This is a genomic window from Edaphobacter sp. HDX4 (assembly GCF_036877565.1).
Taxonomy (GTDB): Bacteria; Acidobacteriota; Terriglobia; order Terriglobales; family Acidobacteriaceae; genus Edaphobacter.
On sequence record NZ_JAEDXW010000007.1, the window covers coordinates 82993 to 97429 of the forward strand.

Genomic DNA, 14437 nt, shown 5'->3' on the forward strand with positions numbered 1-14437 from the left:
AATCCGGATCTCCAGGTGCGATTGCCGTGGATGCTGTAGAAGCCTGCCCGCTCAGCGGGAGGCCTGTAGCTTCTACGCGGAGAGATCCTGCTACTTACCACCTCTGACTGGCATTCCGCTTCCCAGTCTCTCACGGAGAGCATCGGCTGCAAAGCCAAGAAGCATCGCGGCCGTGAGTGAGGAAAGGCGTTTGCAAAAAATCCGAGGCTTAGCCGTTGATGAGAATGCAGCTATAAAGCTATCTCGCCATCAAGCTTTGGTGTCTCTCGGGTTTCGAGAGGCAAGAGTAGCCTAAGTCCTTTTCTATTTGATGCCGGGAGGGGGGCGAACCCCCACGAGCTTGCCCTCGGTGGATTTTGAGTTTACGAAGATAGCCGTATGTTTATGAAAAATCTGAGAGACGCCAGGTTCGGCGAATCGTAACTCACAAATGTTTCAATGTAAGCGATAACATTTCCGGGAATAGGTGGTTGCCATGCGCATCTGCCTATTCCCGGAGTTCGTGAAAAAAACTGCGCAAATGGCTGGCCGACAGGTGCCAAGACCCTGTACATCAAACCCGGCTCGCCCTGGGGAGAACGGTTACTGCGAGAGCTTCAGAATCCAAGCTCCAGCGCGTTTGAACTTTCGTTCTTGATCGTTCTTGATCATCGATTGAGAGCGCAAGATCGGCACCCGTTGACATCAGCAGCCCAATCGAGATCGACCCTATTCATATCCTAAAGAGGTCATCGGGGTGACGCGTGAAGCCTGCCGAGCGGGGTAATAGCCAAACAGGATACCGATCCCAGCAGATATACCAAAAGATAGAGCAATTGCCAGGGCTGATACATTCGTCGACCAGGCGACCATCCTTGTGATTAGTTCTGAGATAAGGAGGCCAAGCAAGACTCCAAGACCTCCGCCAAACAAGCTAAGCGTTACGGCTTCCATCAGGAACTGCAACATCACCTCGTCGGAGCGTGCGCCGACAGCTCTGCGAATCCCAATCTCTTTCGTTCGCTCCGTGACAGATAGAAGCGTCACGTTCATGATGCCGATGCCGCCGACGATCAACGAGACCGACGCAATACTCGCCAGCAAAGCTGTCATCGTGCGGCTCGCACGGTCCAATGTTTTACCCAACTGTTCCAACGTCACTTGATCGAGATTGGTAACGTTGCTCGAGATCGCACGCGCGACGTCGGTCCTCATCCCACCCTTGGCCAGCGTTTTCTTCGCTTGGCTGGCGACGACAAAGTCATCCGGCTCGCGGTAGGTCAACCCATGACGCTGCCGCAATAGATTCCTTACCGCCTTGGTAACTCCGGCGACATCGCCAGTCGAGACGGTAGAGATTGTTACTGTTCCCAAGCCAATTTTCTTTAAAAGCTCTTTGCCCGTCGTCACCGGAATATAAACGACATCGAACTGGTCGTCACCCTCCCCGCTCGGCACCATCCAACTGCCGCTACCTACTAACCCGATGATGCGGAAGTCTTCGCCATGAATTGTGAGATGTTCTCCTACCGGGTTTGCGTCAGCAAAGAGCTTCTGAGCGACTACGCTGCCAAGTACCGCTATCTTCTCCGCTCCATCGGTCTCTGCTTTATTAAAGTTGCGCCCTTTCTTGAAGACCCACGCACGTCGAATCATTGGCAGATCGCTACCTTCTCCGTGCAGACGCGTAAACCACGTCTTGCCTCCCCTCTTCAGCGTGATGTTATCGGCAACTCCAGGCGAGACCGCCTGCACTCCCGTCAATCGAGCTATCGCGTCGGCATCCTCTAAGCTCAGTTTGTCGGATGCACCTCTTCCAGCAGCGTTCTCACCACTCCGTGCCAGATGGTTCAGAGGATTGTTCGAAGGCTGCCATACGCGGAGGAGTCTGACCGGCCGCCTCGGCTCCCAATCTGCATAGCGCAGCCTTGTTCCATCGCTTCCTGGAACATATGCGGCCATTGCAGGCTCGCCATCCGCAAGAGATCCCGGCTCTTCCGACTCTCCCGCGCTTGTCCACTGTTGTTTTGCCTTGAAGTTTCCTGCCGTAACCACAATCACATTCATTCCAGCAGCACGTACCTGGTCCTGAATAGCCGACTGAGCGCCTTTACCTAAGGCGATCATCGTTAGCACCGTGGCGACGCCGATTGTCATACCAGTGATCGTTAGAATCGTCCTGAGACGATTCCGCTTCAGGCAACGCCATCCGATGAATGCGCTCTTGGAGAGCAAAAAGAAGTTAGACATACTCTCCTATTCGAAGCGCAAAGCATCGATGGGGTTCAGCTTCGAGGCTCTACGCGCGGGATAAAATCCGAAGAAGACGCCGGTCGCCGCGGCGATTCCAAACGACAACGCAACCGCCCCTAACGAAACCGTCGCATCCCACTGCAGAAGCTGAGTAATGGCAAATGAAGCTAAATATCCCAAGACAATGCCGAAGGCTCCTCCTGCAACTCCCAGCGTGACGGCTTCAGCCAAAAACTGCATCAGTACGTCGTACTGCCGTCCACCGACCGCACGCCGAATCCCGATCTCGCGTGTTCTCTCGGTGACAGAGACCAGCATAATGTTCATGATGCCTATACCGCCAACGATCAGTGAGATTGTGGCAATCGCAGCCAGGAGAGCTGTCATCGTTTGTCCGGCACGGTTCAGAGTGCCCGACATCTCCTGCATATTTACCTGGTCCATCTGCGGCATATTCGCCAGAATGAATGCCGCGACCGACGTATTCAGCCCCTTCGTCAGTGCCTCTGAGGCCTGCGTCTTCACAGTAAAATCGTCCGCGGAAGAACCGCTCATCGGTCCTGCAAGGTTTGAAGGCTTTGACGAGGCAGTCATGCGATGACGCGAGCGAAGCACTTCCGTTATCCCTTGCGAGACTTCCGAAGATCGACCGGCCTCTTCTGCTGTAACCATGATGTTCGACAGGTAGTTGATGCCCAGCATCTTCTGCATCCTGGTGTAGGGGATGACAGCCATCTGCGACTGTTCTTCGTCGCTGGTCTCAAAGACTCCCTTGACCTTAAATTTTTCTCCGTGAATCTCTACTTCTTTGCCAATGGGATTCACCTCACCGAATAGCGTGTCGCGCAGTGCAGTGCCAATGAGGACTACGTTATCGGCATCCTCAACCGACCCTTTTTTAAAAGACTTTCCCTTCTCGAAGTTCCAGCTGTACATCTCGGGATACTCTTCGTTGACGCCGAACACCTGCGTATAGCTCTTATCGCTGTCGCCAGCAACCCACCCGCGCATGCGCGAGACCGGCGACACATGCGCAATGCCTTCGACGCGCGATCGAATCGCATCTGCATCGTCAGCAATCAGTGTCGTGGCCGATCCGAGTCCAGTTACATTGTTATCTGTTCCAGCCGCTTGGGCACACGCTCACCCGAAGGTCATGGTTCCGGCAGCGGACTCCACCGGACCTGCACCAGCAAAGATCGTCGTCACCTTCTCAGAGGCCGTTGAGCCGAAGTTTAGCTCCATCGTTCTTACCACCGAGAAGGGCGACCCCATCAGCAAAGAGAAGTCGGCTGGTGATCCGTCAGATGCTAAGACGCTTACTTTGACTCCCCCGCCGCTTGCCGCTGGAGATTACCTCGTACATTGGACGAGCGTCGCCCCCGACGGCCACAAGATGCAAGGCGAGTACAAGTTCACGGTGAAGTAGACGTGTCGCAGGAGAACCTTCTGTTGACGCTGCATATCGTTTGTAGCGCTGCATCGGATATCGCCTTCAGCCTTATGTGGGGAGGCGTGCTTCTGCTTTACTGGGGCGCGCTTCCCGACTCACTTCGTGCTTCGGTTCACCGACTGGTGACTGCAGCTGCCATTATGCTTTGCCTCGCGCTTCCCTTGCAGATTCTGCTGCTGACTTCTGATATGTGCGGAACGACTCATTGGTTGGAGATTCACGCTGTTCTGCCGGATGTCCTTGAAATGCATGCGGGCAGCGTTCTCCGCTCACAATTCATCTGTGTGCTTCTCCTTTCGCTCTCCGCTCTCGTACCGCTCAAGCCAGTTACACGGCGATCGATCTTCACCCTCCTGCTGCTTGCACTCACAACATTTAAAGCAGCAACCGGGCACGCTGCCATCGATGGTCCCTTCTCACTGCGTGAGCTATCACAGTGGCTTCACCTTGCTTCAATCGCCGCGTGGGCTGGAGGGATCCTGCTCGCAGCCGTCCTCTCAGTGCCTCTACTGGGGAATGAAAGCAATTTGCTTGTCAGCTATCTGCGACGACTCTCACGCCACTGCACACTATCGATAGGAATCGTATGCATCACCGGCGTTCTCAATAGTTGGCTTATTACAGAGGGCAAGCTTGAACATATTCGCTCCTCTACATGGGGAACATTACTAATCGTAAAGATGGCCTTTGTTCTCGTTGCCCTCACACTAGGCTTCCTGAATCGCCGGGACATCAACGGATCACTCACCGCAGAAACTCAGCTAGCAGTCGCAAAGCGGATAAGGCTTGAAGCACCGATCATGCTTGTGATTCTTTGCGCCTCAGGCTGGCTCAGCGCACTTTCACCAGTCTGAATAGCTTTGCACGGCCTTGCCGACTCCAGAAGCGATAATCTTTACCGGCCGCATCTTTGATTCACCAAAGACGGAATCATTTGATATAGCTAAGTGTATCCGTCCCTCAATACATGCTCTCTGACCCATGCCGCTCGGCGAGTTGCTACCAATTAGCCGGAACTCACTTCGATCATCCCTTCATCAATTGATTGATCAACTGTCCGGTTGAATGCCGTATCACCCCAACAGCTTTGCATGGAGACAACGTAGTGAAACTAACATCACCGCTCGCGCTCTTCTTCTTTGCAGCCTCTCATCTCTTTGCACAAACTAGACCTTCTGCTGAAAAGACTGATCTGATTCAGCATGTCGATAAAAATGCCAAACTCGCCCAGGTGATGGTGGACACAGTATTCTCCTTTGGCGAACTGGGATTTCAGGAGACAGAAACCTCCGCCTATCTCACGGGGGTTCTCGAGAAGAACGGGTTCAAAGTCGAGCGCAATATCGCGGGCATTCCAACCGCATGGATGGCAACGTGGGGATCCGGCAAGCCTGTCATCGCTCTAGGGTCCGACATAGATTGCATTCCGCAGGCCTCTCAGAAGCCCGGGGTCGCATGGCATGAGCCACTCGTCGCTGGCGCTCCGGGACACGGAGAAGGCCACAACTCGGGTGTTCCGCTGAATATCCTGGCTGCGCTCGCCGTGAAAGCCGAGATGGAGAAGCACCACCTTTCCGGCACCATCAAGCTATGGCCAGGTGTCGCCGAGGAGCTTGTGGCTACCAAGGCGTTTTATGTGCGTGATGGCTACTTCAAAGATGTGGATGCCGTCTTATTCGCTCACGTAGCGAACAACCTGGGATCCAACTGGGGCGAAGGTGGGCAGACCGGGCTCATATCCCTGCAGTACAACTTCCACGGCGAATCTGCTCACGCTGCCGCAGCACCGTGGCGCGGCAAATCTGCACTCGATGCCGTTGAGTTGATGGATACAGGGTGGAACTTCCATCGCGAACACCTACGCCCGCAACAGCGCTCTCATTACGTCATCTCGAATGGCGGCGACCAGCCCAACGTCGTCCCGCAATCAGCGTCCGTCTGGTACTACTTTCGTGAACTCGACTACGAACATGTCAAGGGGTTATGGGAGGACGGCGATCGCATGGCGAAGGGCGCTGCTCTCATGACGCAGACGACATGGGACGAGCAGATTCTTGGCTCCGCATGGCCCGGTCACTACAACAAACCCATGGCCGAAGACCTGAATGCGAATGCACAGATGATTGGTATGCCGAATTGGTCCCCAGATGATCAGGCACTAGCGAAGGCGCTACAAAAATTTATTGGCGTGCCGAAAAGTACTACTATGATTCGAGCAAATACGGCACTTACCTGGAACAGCTTGGGATCAAGTACTCAACACTGACTAAGCTAACACCTTAGGTTCTAAGATGCGTCACGTTAGTATCGTTCTTGGGGAGAGCAGATACGGAAGTTATAGAACCATGTGCTCCGAAAACGTACTTCGTGTTGCCGATCTGACGCTATAATCCGAGCGGCTGACTCTTCTTCATTTGCTAGAATGATTGACTCAGCTCTACTCTCCTTTTCGAAATAGGAGGTAGAGCAACTTGAAGGTAAAAATCAATGGCATTCTGCCCACTTCTCTGTCTCTTCTTTCGAATGGTTACGGCCTGCCGCAGTGAGCTTGTAGAACTTTGCACGACGATTGTTTTGGGACTCGCCCCACTTGCCGACAATGAGATTCTTATGTGTCCGGGAAGACTGTTTACGTTACTGGAGGGTGACCGAATACTGTGTAAGATGGTGTTTTTTCGAGGGAGCAGCCGCCTCGGCCCGAGATCACTCTGGCGAAACTGTTGCGTTAATCCTACATGCGGCTATGTGACGGAACTTGATTCCCCGATGTTTGTATAGGTGAAGAGTAAATGCAGCGCAGCAAGTGAGGGCTAGCTCCCCTAGTCACTCCGTGCCGAAGACGAAGACCGTGGTGGAGTGCATGTGGGAGTCAGGCTTCAGAATGGTGCTAGGAAAGCTGGAGTGGTTGGGGGAGTCAGGGTAGTGCTGCGTCTCCAGGCAGAAGCCATAGTGCTGCCGGTAGAGCTTGCCACTGAAGCCACGGTTTGTGCCGTTGAGGAAGTTGCCGGAGTAGAACTGGACGCCAGGCTGAGTGGTCAGCACGCGGAGCGTGCGTCCGCTGGCGCGGTCGACAGCAAAGGCAGCTTCGCGCAGTGTGCCTGCTTTGCCGTTGACGACGAAATTGTGGTCGTAGCCTCCGGCGAAATGAAGCTGCTTGTCGTCGGCGTTGAGATGCTCGCCTATCTGGGTCATAAGGCGAAGATCGAGTGGCGTGCCTGCCACGGGAAGGATCTTGCCGGTGGGAATCAGGGACGCGTCGATGGGCGTGAAGCTGTCGGCATTGATGCGGATCTCCTGCTTGAGAACGTCGCCGCTGGCCTCGCCCGCGAGGTTGAAGTAGGTGTGGTTGGTGAGGTTGATCACTGTGGGCTTGTCGGTCGTTGCGGTGTAGTCGATACGAAGCCTGCCTTGATCGAGCGTGTAACGAACTCGCGCAGTAAGCGTGCCGGGGAAGCCCATATCGCCGTCCGGACTGACCAGCGTGAACTCGACCGCGTCGTCGGCGACGATGCTGCCGAGCCACACCTTGCTGCTAAAGCCTTTGGTACCGCCGTGTAGCGCGTTACCCTTGTTGTTGACAGGGATCTGGTAGCTTTTGCCGTCGAGCGAGAACTGTCCTTTTGCGATGCGGTTGCCGTACCGGCCGACGACAGCGCCGAAGAAGTCTTTGGGATCTTCGACGTACTGCGCTAGGTTGTTATAGCCGAGGACGACGTCGGCTCGTTTGCCGTTCCTGTCGGGGGCCTCGACGCTGACGATACGCGCGCCATACTCACTGAGCTGCACGCGCAGCTGTGGGCTAGTGAGGGTGAACAGCTTGACCTCACCATCGCACGCAGCACCCCAGCGCTCCGACGTCACTGCAGCCAGCGCGCGTTGACCCAGGCCAAGAAGAACTGCTGCAAAGATGATTGCCTCTTTCCACATAAACCGTTGACTCTCTCCAAGGCGGCTGCGCTTTGCTGACGCGCAAAGCCGGCCCGTTATTGGACTGGAACGTGGATGACGGTAACGCTGTCGTGCGGCAGCACAACGGAGACGGCTCCATCCTTCGCGAACGTGGCTGTGCCGTCAAGCGGCAGTACGTGCTTAGGCTCGATCTCGTCGTTACGCTCATAGCGGCTGATTGAGTAGATCTGCTTCATGACGGACGGTCCAGCGGGGTGTAACGAGTCGAGATAGAAGCGTGTGGGGATATCCTGCTCGAGGCTGCGATTGACGCAGAGCAGCGTGACCGTCTTGCCATCCTTGCTGCGCGTCGCCACCACGTCGATGTAGGGCACGTCGGCGACCTCATCGAGCGGCTTCACGCCGCCTTTCACGCCGTAGGTGCCGGTATCGCTGGTGACCGGCAGCACGGTGTCGCCCTTGACCTCGCTGTAGATCTGAAAAGCGTAGAAGGCGGGTACAGCGTAGACCTGCTCGCGTCGCTTCCAGACTCCAGCGAACTCCATCGACCCGGTCATGTCGGCGATCTTCACTTGATCGGTGTGACGCAGGAGGGTGTTGAAGAATCCGGCAGCCATGACAGCTCCGCCTTCGTTCATCCAGCTGGGACTCTCGTTGGTGAAGTTGCGTTCGCCGAAGCCCTTGCTGTTGAAGAGCCACTCGGTGATGGCGAAGTGCACCTTACCGCGGTGCTTCGGATCGGCATCGACCTGTGCCTGAACCTTGTCGAAGTACGGGCCGACGGCAAATGGGATGGCGTAAGCAGAGGCTGCGACGAAGTCAGGAGTCGGCTGCTTCATCTCCGGATGATTAGTGCCGAGGATGAAGTGGAGCGAGAGATAGTTGAAGGTGTTCGCAGGCAGGCTGAGCTGCTGCGCGTTCCACTTGCCGTCGGTCATGGGGCCGAGGCCGGTGGCGATGATTTCGGCGTCGGGATCGACGGAGCGCACGGCCTTGCTGAAGATCAGCGTGCGTGCGGCGATCTCATGAATAGTGGGATAACCGACCTGCCACTTACCATAGAGCTCGTTGCCGATCTCATAGATCACATGGCCCTTGTGGTGCTCGCGAATGTAACGCACCCACTCAGCGGCCTCTTCAGGCGTGCCGCTGCCCATGTTGAGGTTGAACTGCGGGATGGCTCCGATGAGATCGCAAAGCTGAAGGAACTCGTCCGTGCCGAAGTTGTTGTACTCGGGGATGCCCCAGGCGATGTTCTTGATCGTCAGCCGCTTGTCTTCAGGACCGATGCCTTCGCGCCAGTGATAGTACGAGCTGAAGTTGCCGCCGAAGCGCAGCTCGGTCATGTGCATGGCCTTGGCCATCGCAACTTCATCGGGGTCGAGTGTGCCGATGGCATCGGTGGGCATCAACGAGATCTGGTCGACGTCGACGCGCTCCGCGTCTTCGACCGAAACGGCGAAGTCCACCGGCTCAAGGCGACGCACGCTGCCCTGCTTCAGCTCAAGCGTAGCGGTGTACTTGGTCCAGTCCTTCGCGGAGGCCTTCATCTCCGCCTCGGCGAGAACCTTGCCCGAGTCGCGGTCGCGCAAAGAGGCGCGCAACGTCTCCGGTCCGTTGATATGCTTGGCGTAGAGCGAGACCTTGTAGCTGAGCACGCGATGCACAGGTAAATAGATACGCTGCTTGACGCCGGTCAGCTCGTCCGGCTGTCCCATGATCTCGAGCGACTGCCAGCTGTTGGCCGCGTCTCCAACGTGCAGCTCGAAGCGGTTGCCTGCGTTGGTATTCAGCGACTGCCAGGGCAGAGGGATGCCAGTCTCATTGGAAGACTCGATTAGTTCGGGCTGCTCGCGGAACATGTTCTCAAGGTTGACGTGATTCCACAGCCCATCTTCGAGGCTCCTGTTAACCAGGATCTCGGCCGAGATGCCGTTGTTGATGGAGTTGCCAATCGGCTCGAGAAAGCTACCGAAGAGTGTCTCGGGGACGATCTTGGTTCCGTTGGCCGAGACGTGCACCTCGACCTCGTGCGGCATCGGACGCGAGGGCGTGATCTGCGCCACGCTCATGCAGGTGATTGCGCAAGTCAAGCCTGTGGCAAATGAAGTGGCACGCAGCCCGCGTGCCCTGCGAGAACCCAATGTCGTCTTCAGCAATCCCTGCTCCTTATGGTGCGACTGGTTCGAAGGGGACCCAAGATGCACGCATCCCCTGTCTGAGTCTTCCTCCTGAGATTTCCGCGGCCGCCTAGAACTTGATCATGCCGCCGATTTGAATGATGCGCGCTGCATGTTGCGTAGCGGTGATCAGGCCGAAGTTCGAGCCTGCCGCCACGCCGCTGTTGGGGTTAGCAAACTGCGTATGGTTCCAGACGTTGAAGAACTCGCCGCGCAGGGTAAAGGTCGACTCGCGGAACAGCGGGAAGACCTTGTGGATGCCCATGTCCCAGTTGTTGATACCGGGGCCGCGCATGCTGTCGAAAGACGAAGTGCCGAAGGCGGCACGTGCGCGCTCGGCGGTGCCGGGCTTGAGCGGCAGAGCGCCGTTGACGAAATTGACAGGGTCACGCGAGGGATCAACATAGCAGGCGCCCTGCTGCTCCGTCTGGCCGACAGTCTGCGGCTTTAGCCAGTAGTGACCGTTGGTGCGGATCTCCTTGTTGGAGAGCGCTGCCCTGCCGTCGCAATAGGTGTTGGCTCGAATCTGACCGGGCGACCATGCGGTGTTGTTGGGTGCCGTCATGGTAAAGGGCAGGCCGGAGCGCATGGTGACGATGGCGTCGAGGTCCCATCCACCGATAACGGTATTCATCAGTGCGTTGGAGTTGTTGCCGAAGTGACGGTTGTGCCCATAAGGCAGCTCCCACACACCACTGATGATCAGCGACTGCGGTATGTTCGAGGTGGTCGGGCCATAGTCGCAGCCGGGCAGGCAGCTGCGGCGCTGGTTGAGCGTGCCGTTGCTTCCCTGCTGCGAGGCGGCCATCGCTTTGGAGTAGGTGTAGTTCGCCATCAGGCTGAAGCCGTCGGAGAACTGGTGCTGAAACTTCACCAGGAGGGCGTTGTAGTTGCCGTAGCCGATGTTATCGACCTCCTGCATGTAGCTGAACTTACCGTTGTACGGGTTGTTGGAATCGAAGCAGAGATTCGAACCGGGAGAGGAGCAGTCAAAGGGGTTCCAGTTGAGCGGCAGACGGTGCGATGCGTTGCCGATGTAGGCGACGTCGACGAGGTTCTTGGCACCGAAGGTGTGTTGCACGTCCAAGTTCCACTGCTCGACGTAGGGAGAGCGCTGGGTAGCGCTCAGATATTGGATGGGGCCGGTGATCGCATCAGCCTGCGGCTGCGTGATCTGTCCCACCGTGAAGCCCGGCATTGCGTTGACCCCAAGCACATACCGCGGGTTCGGCTGCGTATTTGAGACCGCGTTATTGATGGTGATCACCTGCGAGACGACGGCATACTGGAAGTTCACCGCCTGCTGCGTGGTGTAGTACATGCCCCATCCGGCGCGGATGACGGTGTTCTTGACCGCGGGCGGCGCGTAGCTGAGACCGATGCGGGGCGCCCAGTTGGTCATCGTCATCGGATAGACCGAAGGATTAGCCTGCCCCAGCGCGGCAAAGGTCGGCTTACCCGCACTAAAGTCGAAGCTGTGAATGAGGTTCTTGTCAGGGCCGCTGGGGTTGGGCGAAGTGGCGCCGTACCAGGCGAGGGCGACGTTTAACGTCAGGTTGCGCGTGGCTTTCCAGGTGTCCTGGATATAAGGCTGCGCGGTCGTCCAGCGCAGATGGGTGCGCGGCATGCCGATAGACTGGCCTGTATTGAGGTCACCGAGCAGGAAGTCGGCGAATGAACTGCCCGTGCCCGCGACCGGTGTCAAGCCCCCGGGGGCAAACTGCGCCGTAAAGTTGCCGTTGAAGTTGAAGGCACCACGCGCATTCGCGTTAGCGCTGGACTGGATGGTACGCAGGTAGGCGATATCAGCACCGAACTTGATCTGATGATTGCCGTGCAGCCAGTTGAAGCTGTCCTGGAGCTGGTAGACGTTGTCGAGATTGCCGATGAGGCCGGTCGAAGTGCCGAAGCCGCTCCAACCGCCGTTGGCGAAGCTAATGGCGGGAACGCCATTGACATCGGCCGTACCCTGGATGCCGAGTTGAGTTTGAATGCCCTCGACCGAGACGCCCTGCGAGTAGACGGAGTCGCGGATGCCGCCGAGGCGTACCACGTTGACCTTGTTGGAGCCGATGGTCGAGTTCCAGCCGATATTCACCAACTCCGTATCGAGCGGGAACGAAGTGCCTTGTCCAGGGAAGAGGCCAGGGTTGACCACGGGTGAGTTGAGCCAGTTGCCCTGCGCGAAGATCTGGTTCGCAGCGTTGATACTGTAGTCGATCTTGCCCATGAACTGATCGGATTTATAGGTCGCCTTGGGCGTGCCCACAACATTGTTGGTCGTCAGCGTGGGGCCGGCGGTGTAGTACTTCAGCAGTCCCTTGATGTTCTGCGAGATACGCGCATCGGGAATCTTGTTTCCGGGGAAGGCGCTGCGCTGGCCGGTGGCGGGATTGTAGGTCGCCGGGTCATAGATGGTCACGCCGGTGTTGGTAAAGTCGCCCGCGAACATCGCCGCTGTGGGAGTTGTGGCATTCTGCACATTTGATGTCGTGCGGCGGTAGCCCTCGTAGTTGACGAAGTAGAAGAGCTTGTCGTGCAGGATAGGGCCGCCGAAGTCAAAGCCGAACTGGTTGAGGTGATACGGCCCAGGCTGCGTAGGCTTGCCGGTGGCGTTTACGTTGAAGAAGTCCCGCGACTGCATCTGGTTGTTGCGGACGAACTCGAAGACCTCGCCGTGCAGTTTGTTGCCGCCGCTCTTGGTTACGACGTCGACGATGCCGGGGTTGGGCCCGAGGTCAGGCATGAAGAAGCCGTAATGCACCTCGAACTGATCGATGGCGCCGACCGACAGATTGAGCGAGGTGTTCCCGGCGCGGCTGCCCAGCGTCTGCAGACCGTTGACAACGTAGAGCGTGAAGTCGGGCTGGTTGCCCGCGATGTTGATCGAGACATCGTCGTGGCCAGTCTGCGAGACGGAGCCTGCGGCGGCGCCGGAGGTAGGCTGAGTCGCACCCGAGAGCAAGCCCAGTTGCAGGAAGTTGCGATTGGCCAGAGGCAGCTGGTTGACGCTGCGAGGCCCAATGACAGTGCCAAGGTCGTTGGATTCGGTGTCCAGCAGGTTGGTAAGACCGCTGGCGTTGACTTCAATCGTCTCCGTTGACGCGGCGCTGAGCGTGGCGTTCAGGCTGGCACGCTGGCCGACGGTCACGGTGAACTGCGAGATGCGGTAGGAAGCGAAGCCGCCCTTCGAGGCCATCAGGGCATAGGTCCCCGGCGGCACCGTCGGGAACGAGTAGCTCCCGGTGCCATCGGAAACGGCGTTGAGCGCCACGCCGGTGGCGGCATTGGTGAGGACGACGCTTGCGCCCTCAACGACGGCGCCGGTGGAATCGCTAACGGTTCCCTGCACCGACGAGCTTCCGCTCTGGGCATACGCGGAGATCGCCCAGCATGTGAGCAGGACAGAAGTCAGGACAAACTTCAATATCTTTCTGAAATCGTACATACAGGCCTCGAAACGACACATGCCTCGCTGTCACGAAGGCACGAATGTAATGGTTTACATTTGCGAGGGAGAAGCATACGTTCCGCGAAAAAATATTGTCAAGGAATAATTCGCACCACTTACGTGCTTGCCTTCCACCGCTCGGGTCCCGTAGTTATACAGAGCAGCATATTTTGCGTTTGGCGGGTCATTCATGGACATAGCCGCGGTCGCCCGAAAAGCCGGTGTCTCCACCGCGACAGTCTCGCGCGTCATCAATTCTTCGAGTAAAGTGCGGGAGAACACGGCTGCGAAGGTGCGCGCTGCGATCGAGGAGCTGAACTACAGGCCCAACAGCAGCGCACGATGTCTTCGGTCCGGGCGCAGCAATCTCTTCGGCATCATCGTCTCCGATATCCGCAATCCCTTCTTCCCCGACCTGATCGAACACTTCGAACTTCTCGCCACGCAGCACGGCATCGACGTCACCATCGCCAATACCGGATACAACGAACAGCGCCTGGTTGCCGCCGTGCGGCGCTTCTTCGAGCGCGGGATCGACGGGCTGGCGATCTTTACCTCCGAGGTGAGCAAGGCCACGATCGAACTATTGCGCTCGGCCGACGTGCCAGTGGTCTTTCTCAATCAACCCGCGCTGGCAGAGGACTTCCGAACCGTGACAGTCGACTACATTCAGGGCTTCGTCGAGGCCATAGAGCACCTGCGCATGCTCGGCCACAAGAAAATTGGCTTCCTTGCCGGGCCAGTAGCACAAAGCTCGGCCAACCGCCGACGCAAAGCCTTTCTCGCGGCGATGACATCGTGCGATCTTTCGCTCAAAGAGGAGTGGATCTTCGAGGGCGATCATCGCCTGACGGGAGGACGTTTCGCGGCGGAACGCCTCTTCTCGATGCGTAATGCCCCGACGGCGCTGGCCTGTTCAAACGACATGATGGCGATCGGTTTTCTGGAAACTGCCAGCAGGCTGCAGCGCCGCGTTCCGGATGAGGTCTCGCTGATCGGCTTCGACGACCTCTTCGTCTGCGAAGTTGTGCACCCCGCACTGACCACGCTGCACCTTTCGCGTAAGGAGATCGCCACCCGCGCCTTCTACGCGCTACAGGCCAGCCGTAACGAGAGTCTCCAACATGAGCCTGGGGTCATCTCGCCGTATCTTGTGCCGCGAGCATCGACCGGGCCGGTGGCACGTCTGAAGAGCAAGGCCGGATGATTGCG

General features: G+C 57.3%; 9 protein-coding genes and 1 pseudogene. 4 read left to right on the plus strand and 6 right to left on the minus strand.

Going from position 1 to position 14437, the window contains the following annotated elements:
- Positions 1–708: 708 nt before the first annotated feature.
- The 3 genes and pseudogenes from JAO29_RS09070 to JAO29_RS09080 all read right to left on the minus strand — a co-directional run.
- Positions 709–2229, minus strand: coding sequence for an ABC transporter permease (locus JAO29_RS09070; RefSeq protein WP_334267884.1), 1521 nt, complete (start codon positions 2227–2229; stop codon positions 709–711).
- Between the two features lie 6 nt (positions 2230–2235).
- Positions 2236–2826 (minus strand): ABC transporter permease, encoded by a 591-nt coding sequence (locus JAO29_RS09075; protein WP_334267998.1) that lies wholly within the window; start codon positions 2824–2826, stop codon positions 2236–2238.
- A gap of 33 nt (positions 2827–2859) precedes the next feature.
- A pseudogene (locus JAO29_RS09080) lies at positions 2860–3318 on the minus strand (ABC transporter permease); the annotation flags it as partial.
- Here JAO29_RS09080 and copC point away from each other — a divergent pair.
- The 3 genes from copC (at position 3269) to JAO29_RS09095 (ending at position 5951) form a co-directional block, all read left to right on the plus strand.
- A complete protein-coding gene (gene copC, locus JAO29_RS09085; protein ID WP_334267885.1) occupies positions 3269–3661 on the plus strand; it encodes a copper homeostasis periplasmic binding protein CopC in 393 nt (130 codons plus the stop codon). The pseudogene JAO29_RS09080 and the gene copC sit on opposite strands and share 50 nt — an antisense overlap.
- A gap of 2 nt (positions 3662–3663) precedes the next feature.
- Entirely contained in the window at positions 3664–4539 is an 876-nt protein-coding gene (locus tag JAO29_RS09090) for a copper resistance D family protein (protein WP_334267886.1), read from the plus strand.
- A gap of 251 nt (positions 4540–4790) precedes the next feature.
- Positions 4791–5951 (plus strand): amidohydrolase, encoded by a 1161-nt coding sequence (locus tag JAO29_RS09095; protein WP_334267887.1) that lies wholly within the window; start codon positions 4791–4793, stop codon positions 5949–5951.
- 557 nt (positions 5952–6508) lie between these two features.
- Here the strand turns inward: JAO29_RS09095 and JAO29_RS09100 are convergent.
- From JAO29_RS09100 to JAO29_RS09110, 3 genes are all read right to left on the minus strand, one after another.
- Positions 6509–7612, minus strand: a complete 1104-nt coding sequence (locus tag JAO29_RS09100; protein ID WP_334267888.1) for an aldose epimerase family protein — start codon at positions 7610–7612, stop codon at positions 6509–6511.
- A 56-nt stretch (positions 7613–7668) separates the two neighbouring features.
- A complete protein-coding gene (locus JAO29_RS09105) occupies positions 7669–9666 on the minus strand; it encodes an alpha-L-arabinofuranosidase C-terminal domain-containing protein (RefSeq protein ID WP_334267889.1) in 1998 nt (665 codons plus the stop codon).
- A 178-nt stretch (positions 9667–9844) separates the two neighbouring features.
- Entirely contained in the window at positions 9845–13222 is a 3378-nt protein-coding gene (locus tag JAO29_RS09110) for a TonB-dependent receptor (RefSeq protein WP_334267890.1), read from the minus strand.
- A gap of 193 nt (positions 13223–13415) precedes the next feature.
- On the opposite strand from JAO29_RS09110, the gene JAO29_RS09115 reads away from it, so the two are divergent.
- Positions 13416–14432, plus strand: a complete 1017-nt coding sequence (locus JAO29_RS09115; protein WP_334267891.1) for a LacI family DNA-binding transcriptional regulator — start codon at positions 13416–13418, stop codon at positions 14430–14432.
- Positions 14433–14437: the final 5 nt, after the last annotated feature.

Bases quoted from the DNA above. Each gene is read 5' to 3' on its own strand.
- JAO29_RS09070 (WP_334267884.1), bottom strand. From the start codon at position 2,229: ATGTCTAACTTCTTTTTGCTCTCCAAGAGCGCATTCATCGGATGGCGT.
- JAO29_RS09075 (WP_334267998.1), bottom strand. From the start codon at position 2,826: ATGACTGCCTCGTCAAAGCCTTCAAACCTTGCAGGACCGATGAGCGGT.
- copC (WP_334267885.1), top strand. From the start codon at position 3,269: ATGCCTTCGACGCGCGATCGAATCGCATCTGCATCGTCAGCAATCAGT.
- JAO29_RS09100 (WP_334267888.1), bottom strand. From the start codon at position 7,612: ATGTGGAAAGAGGCAATCATCTTTGCAGCAGTTCTTCTTGGCCTGGGT.
- JAO29_RS09105 (WP_334267889.1), bottom strand. From the start codon at position 9,666: ATGAGCGTGGCGCAGATCACGCCCTCGCGTCCGATGCCGCACGAGGTC.
- JAO29_RS09110 (WP_334267890.1), bottom strand. From the start codon at position 13,222: ATGTACGATTTCAGAAAGATATTGAAGTTTGTCCTGACTTCTGTCCTG.
- JAO29_RS09115 (WP_334267891.1), top strand. From the start codon at position 13,416: ATGGACATAGCCGCGGTCGCCCGAAAAGCCGGTGTCTCCACCGCGACA.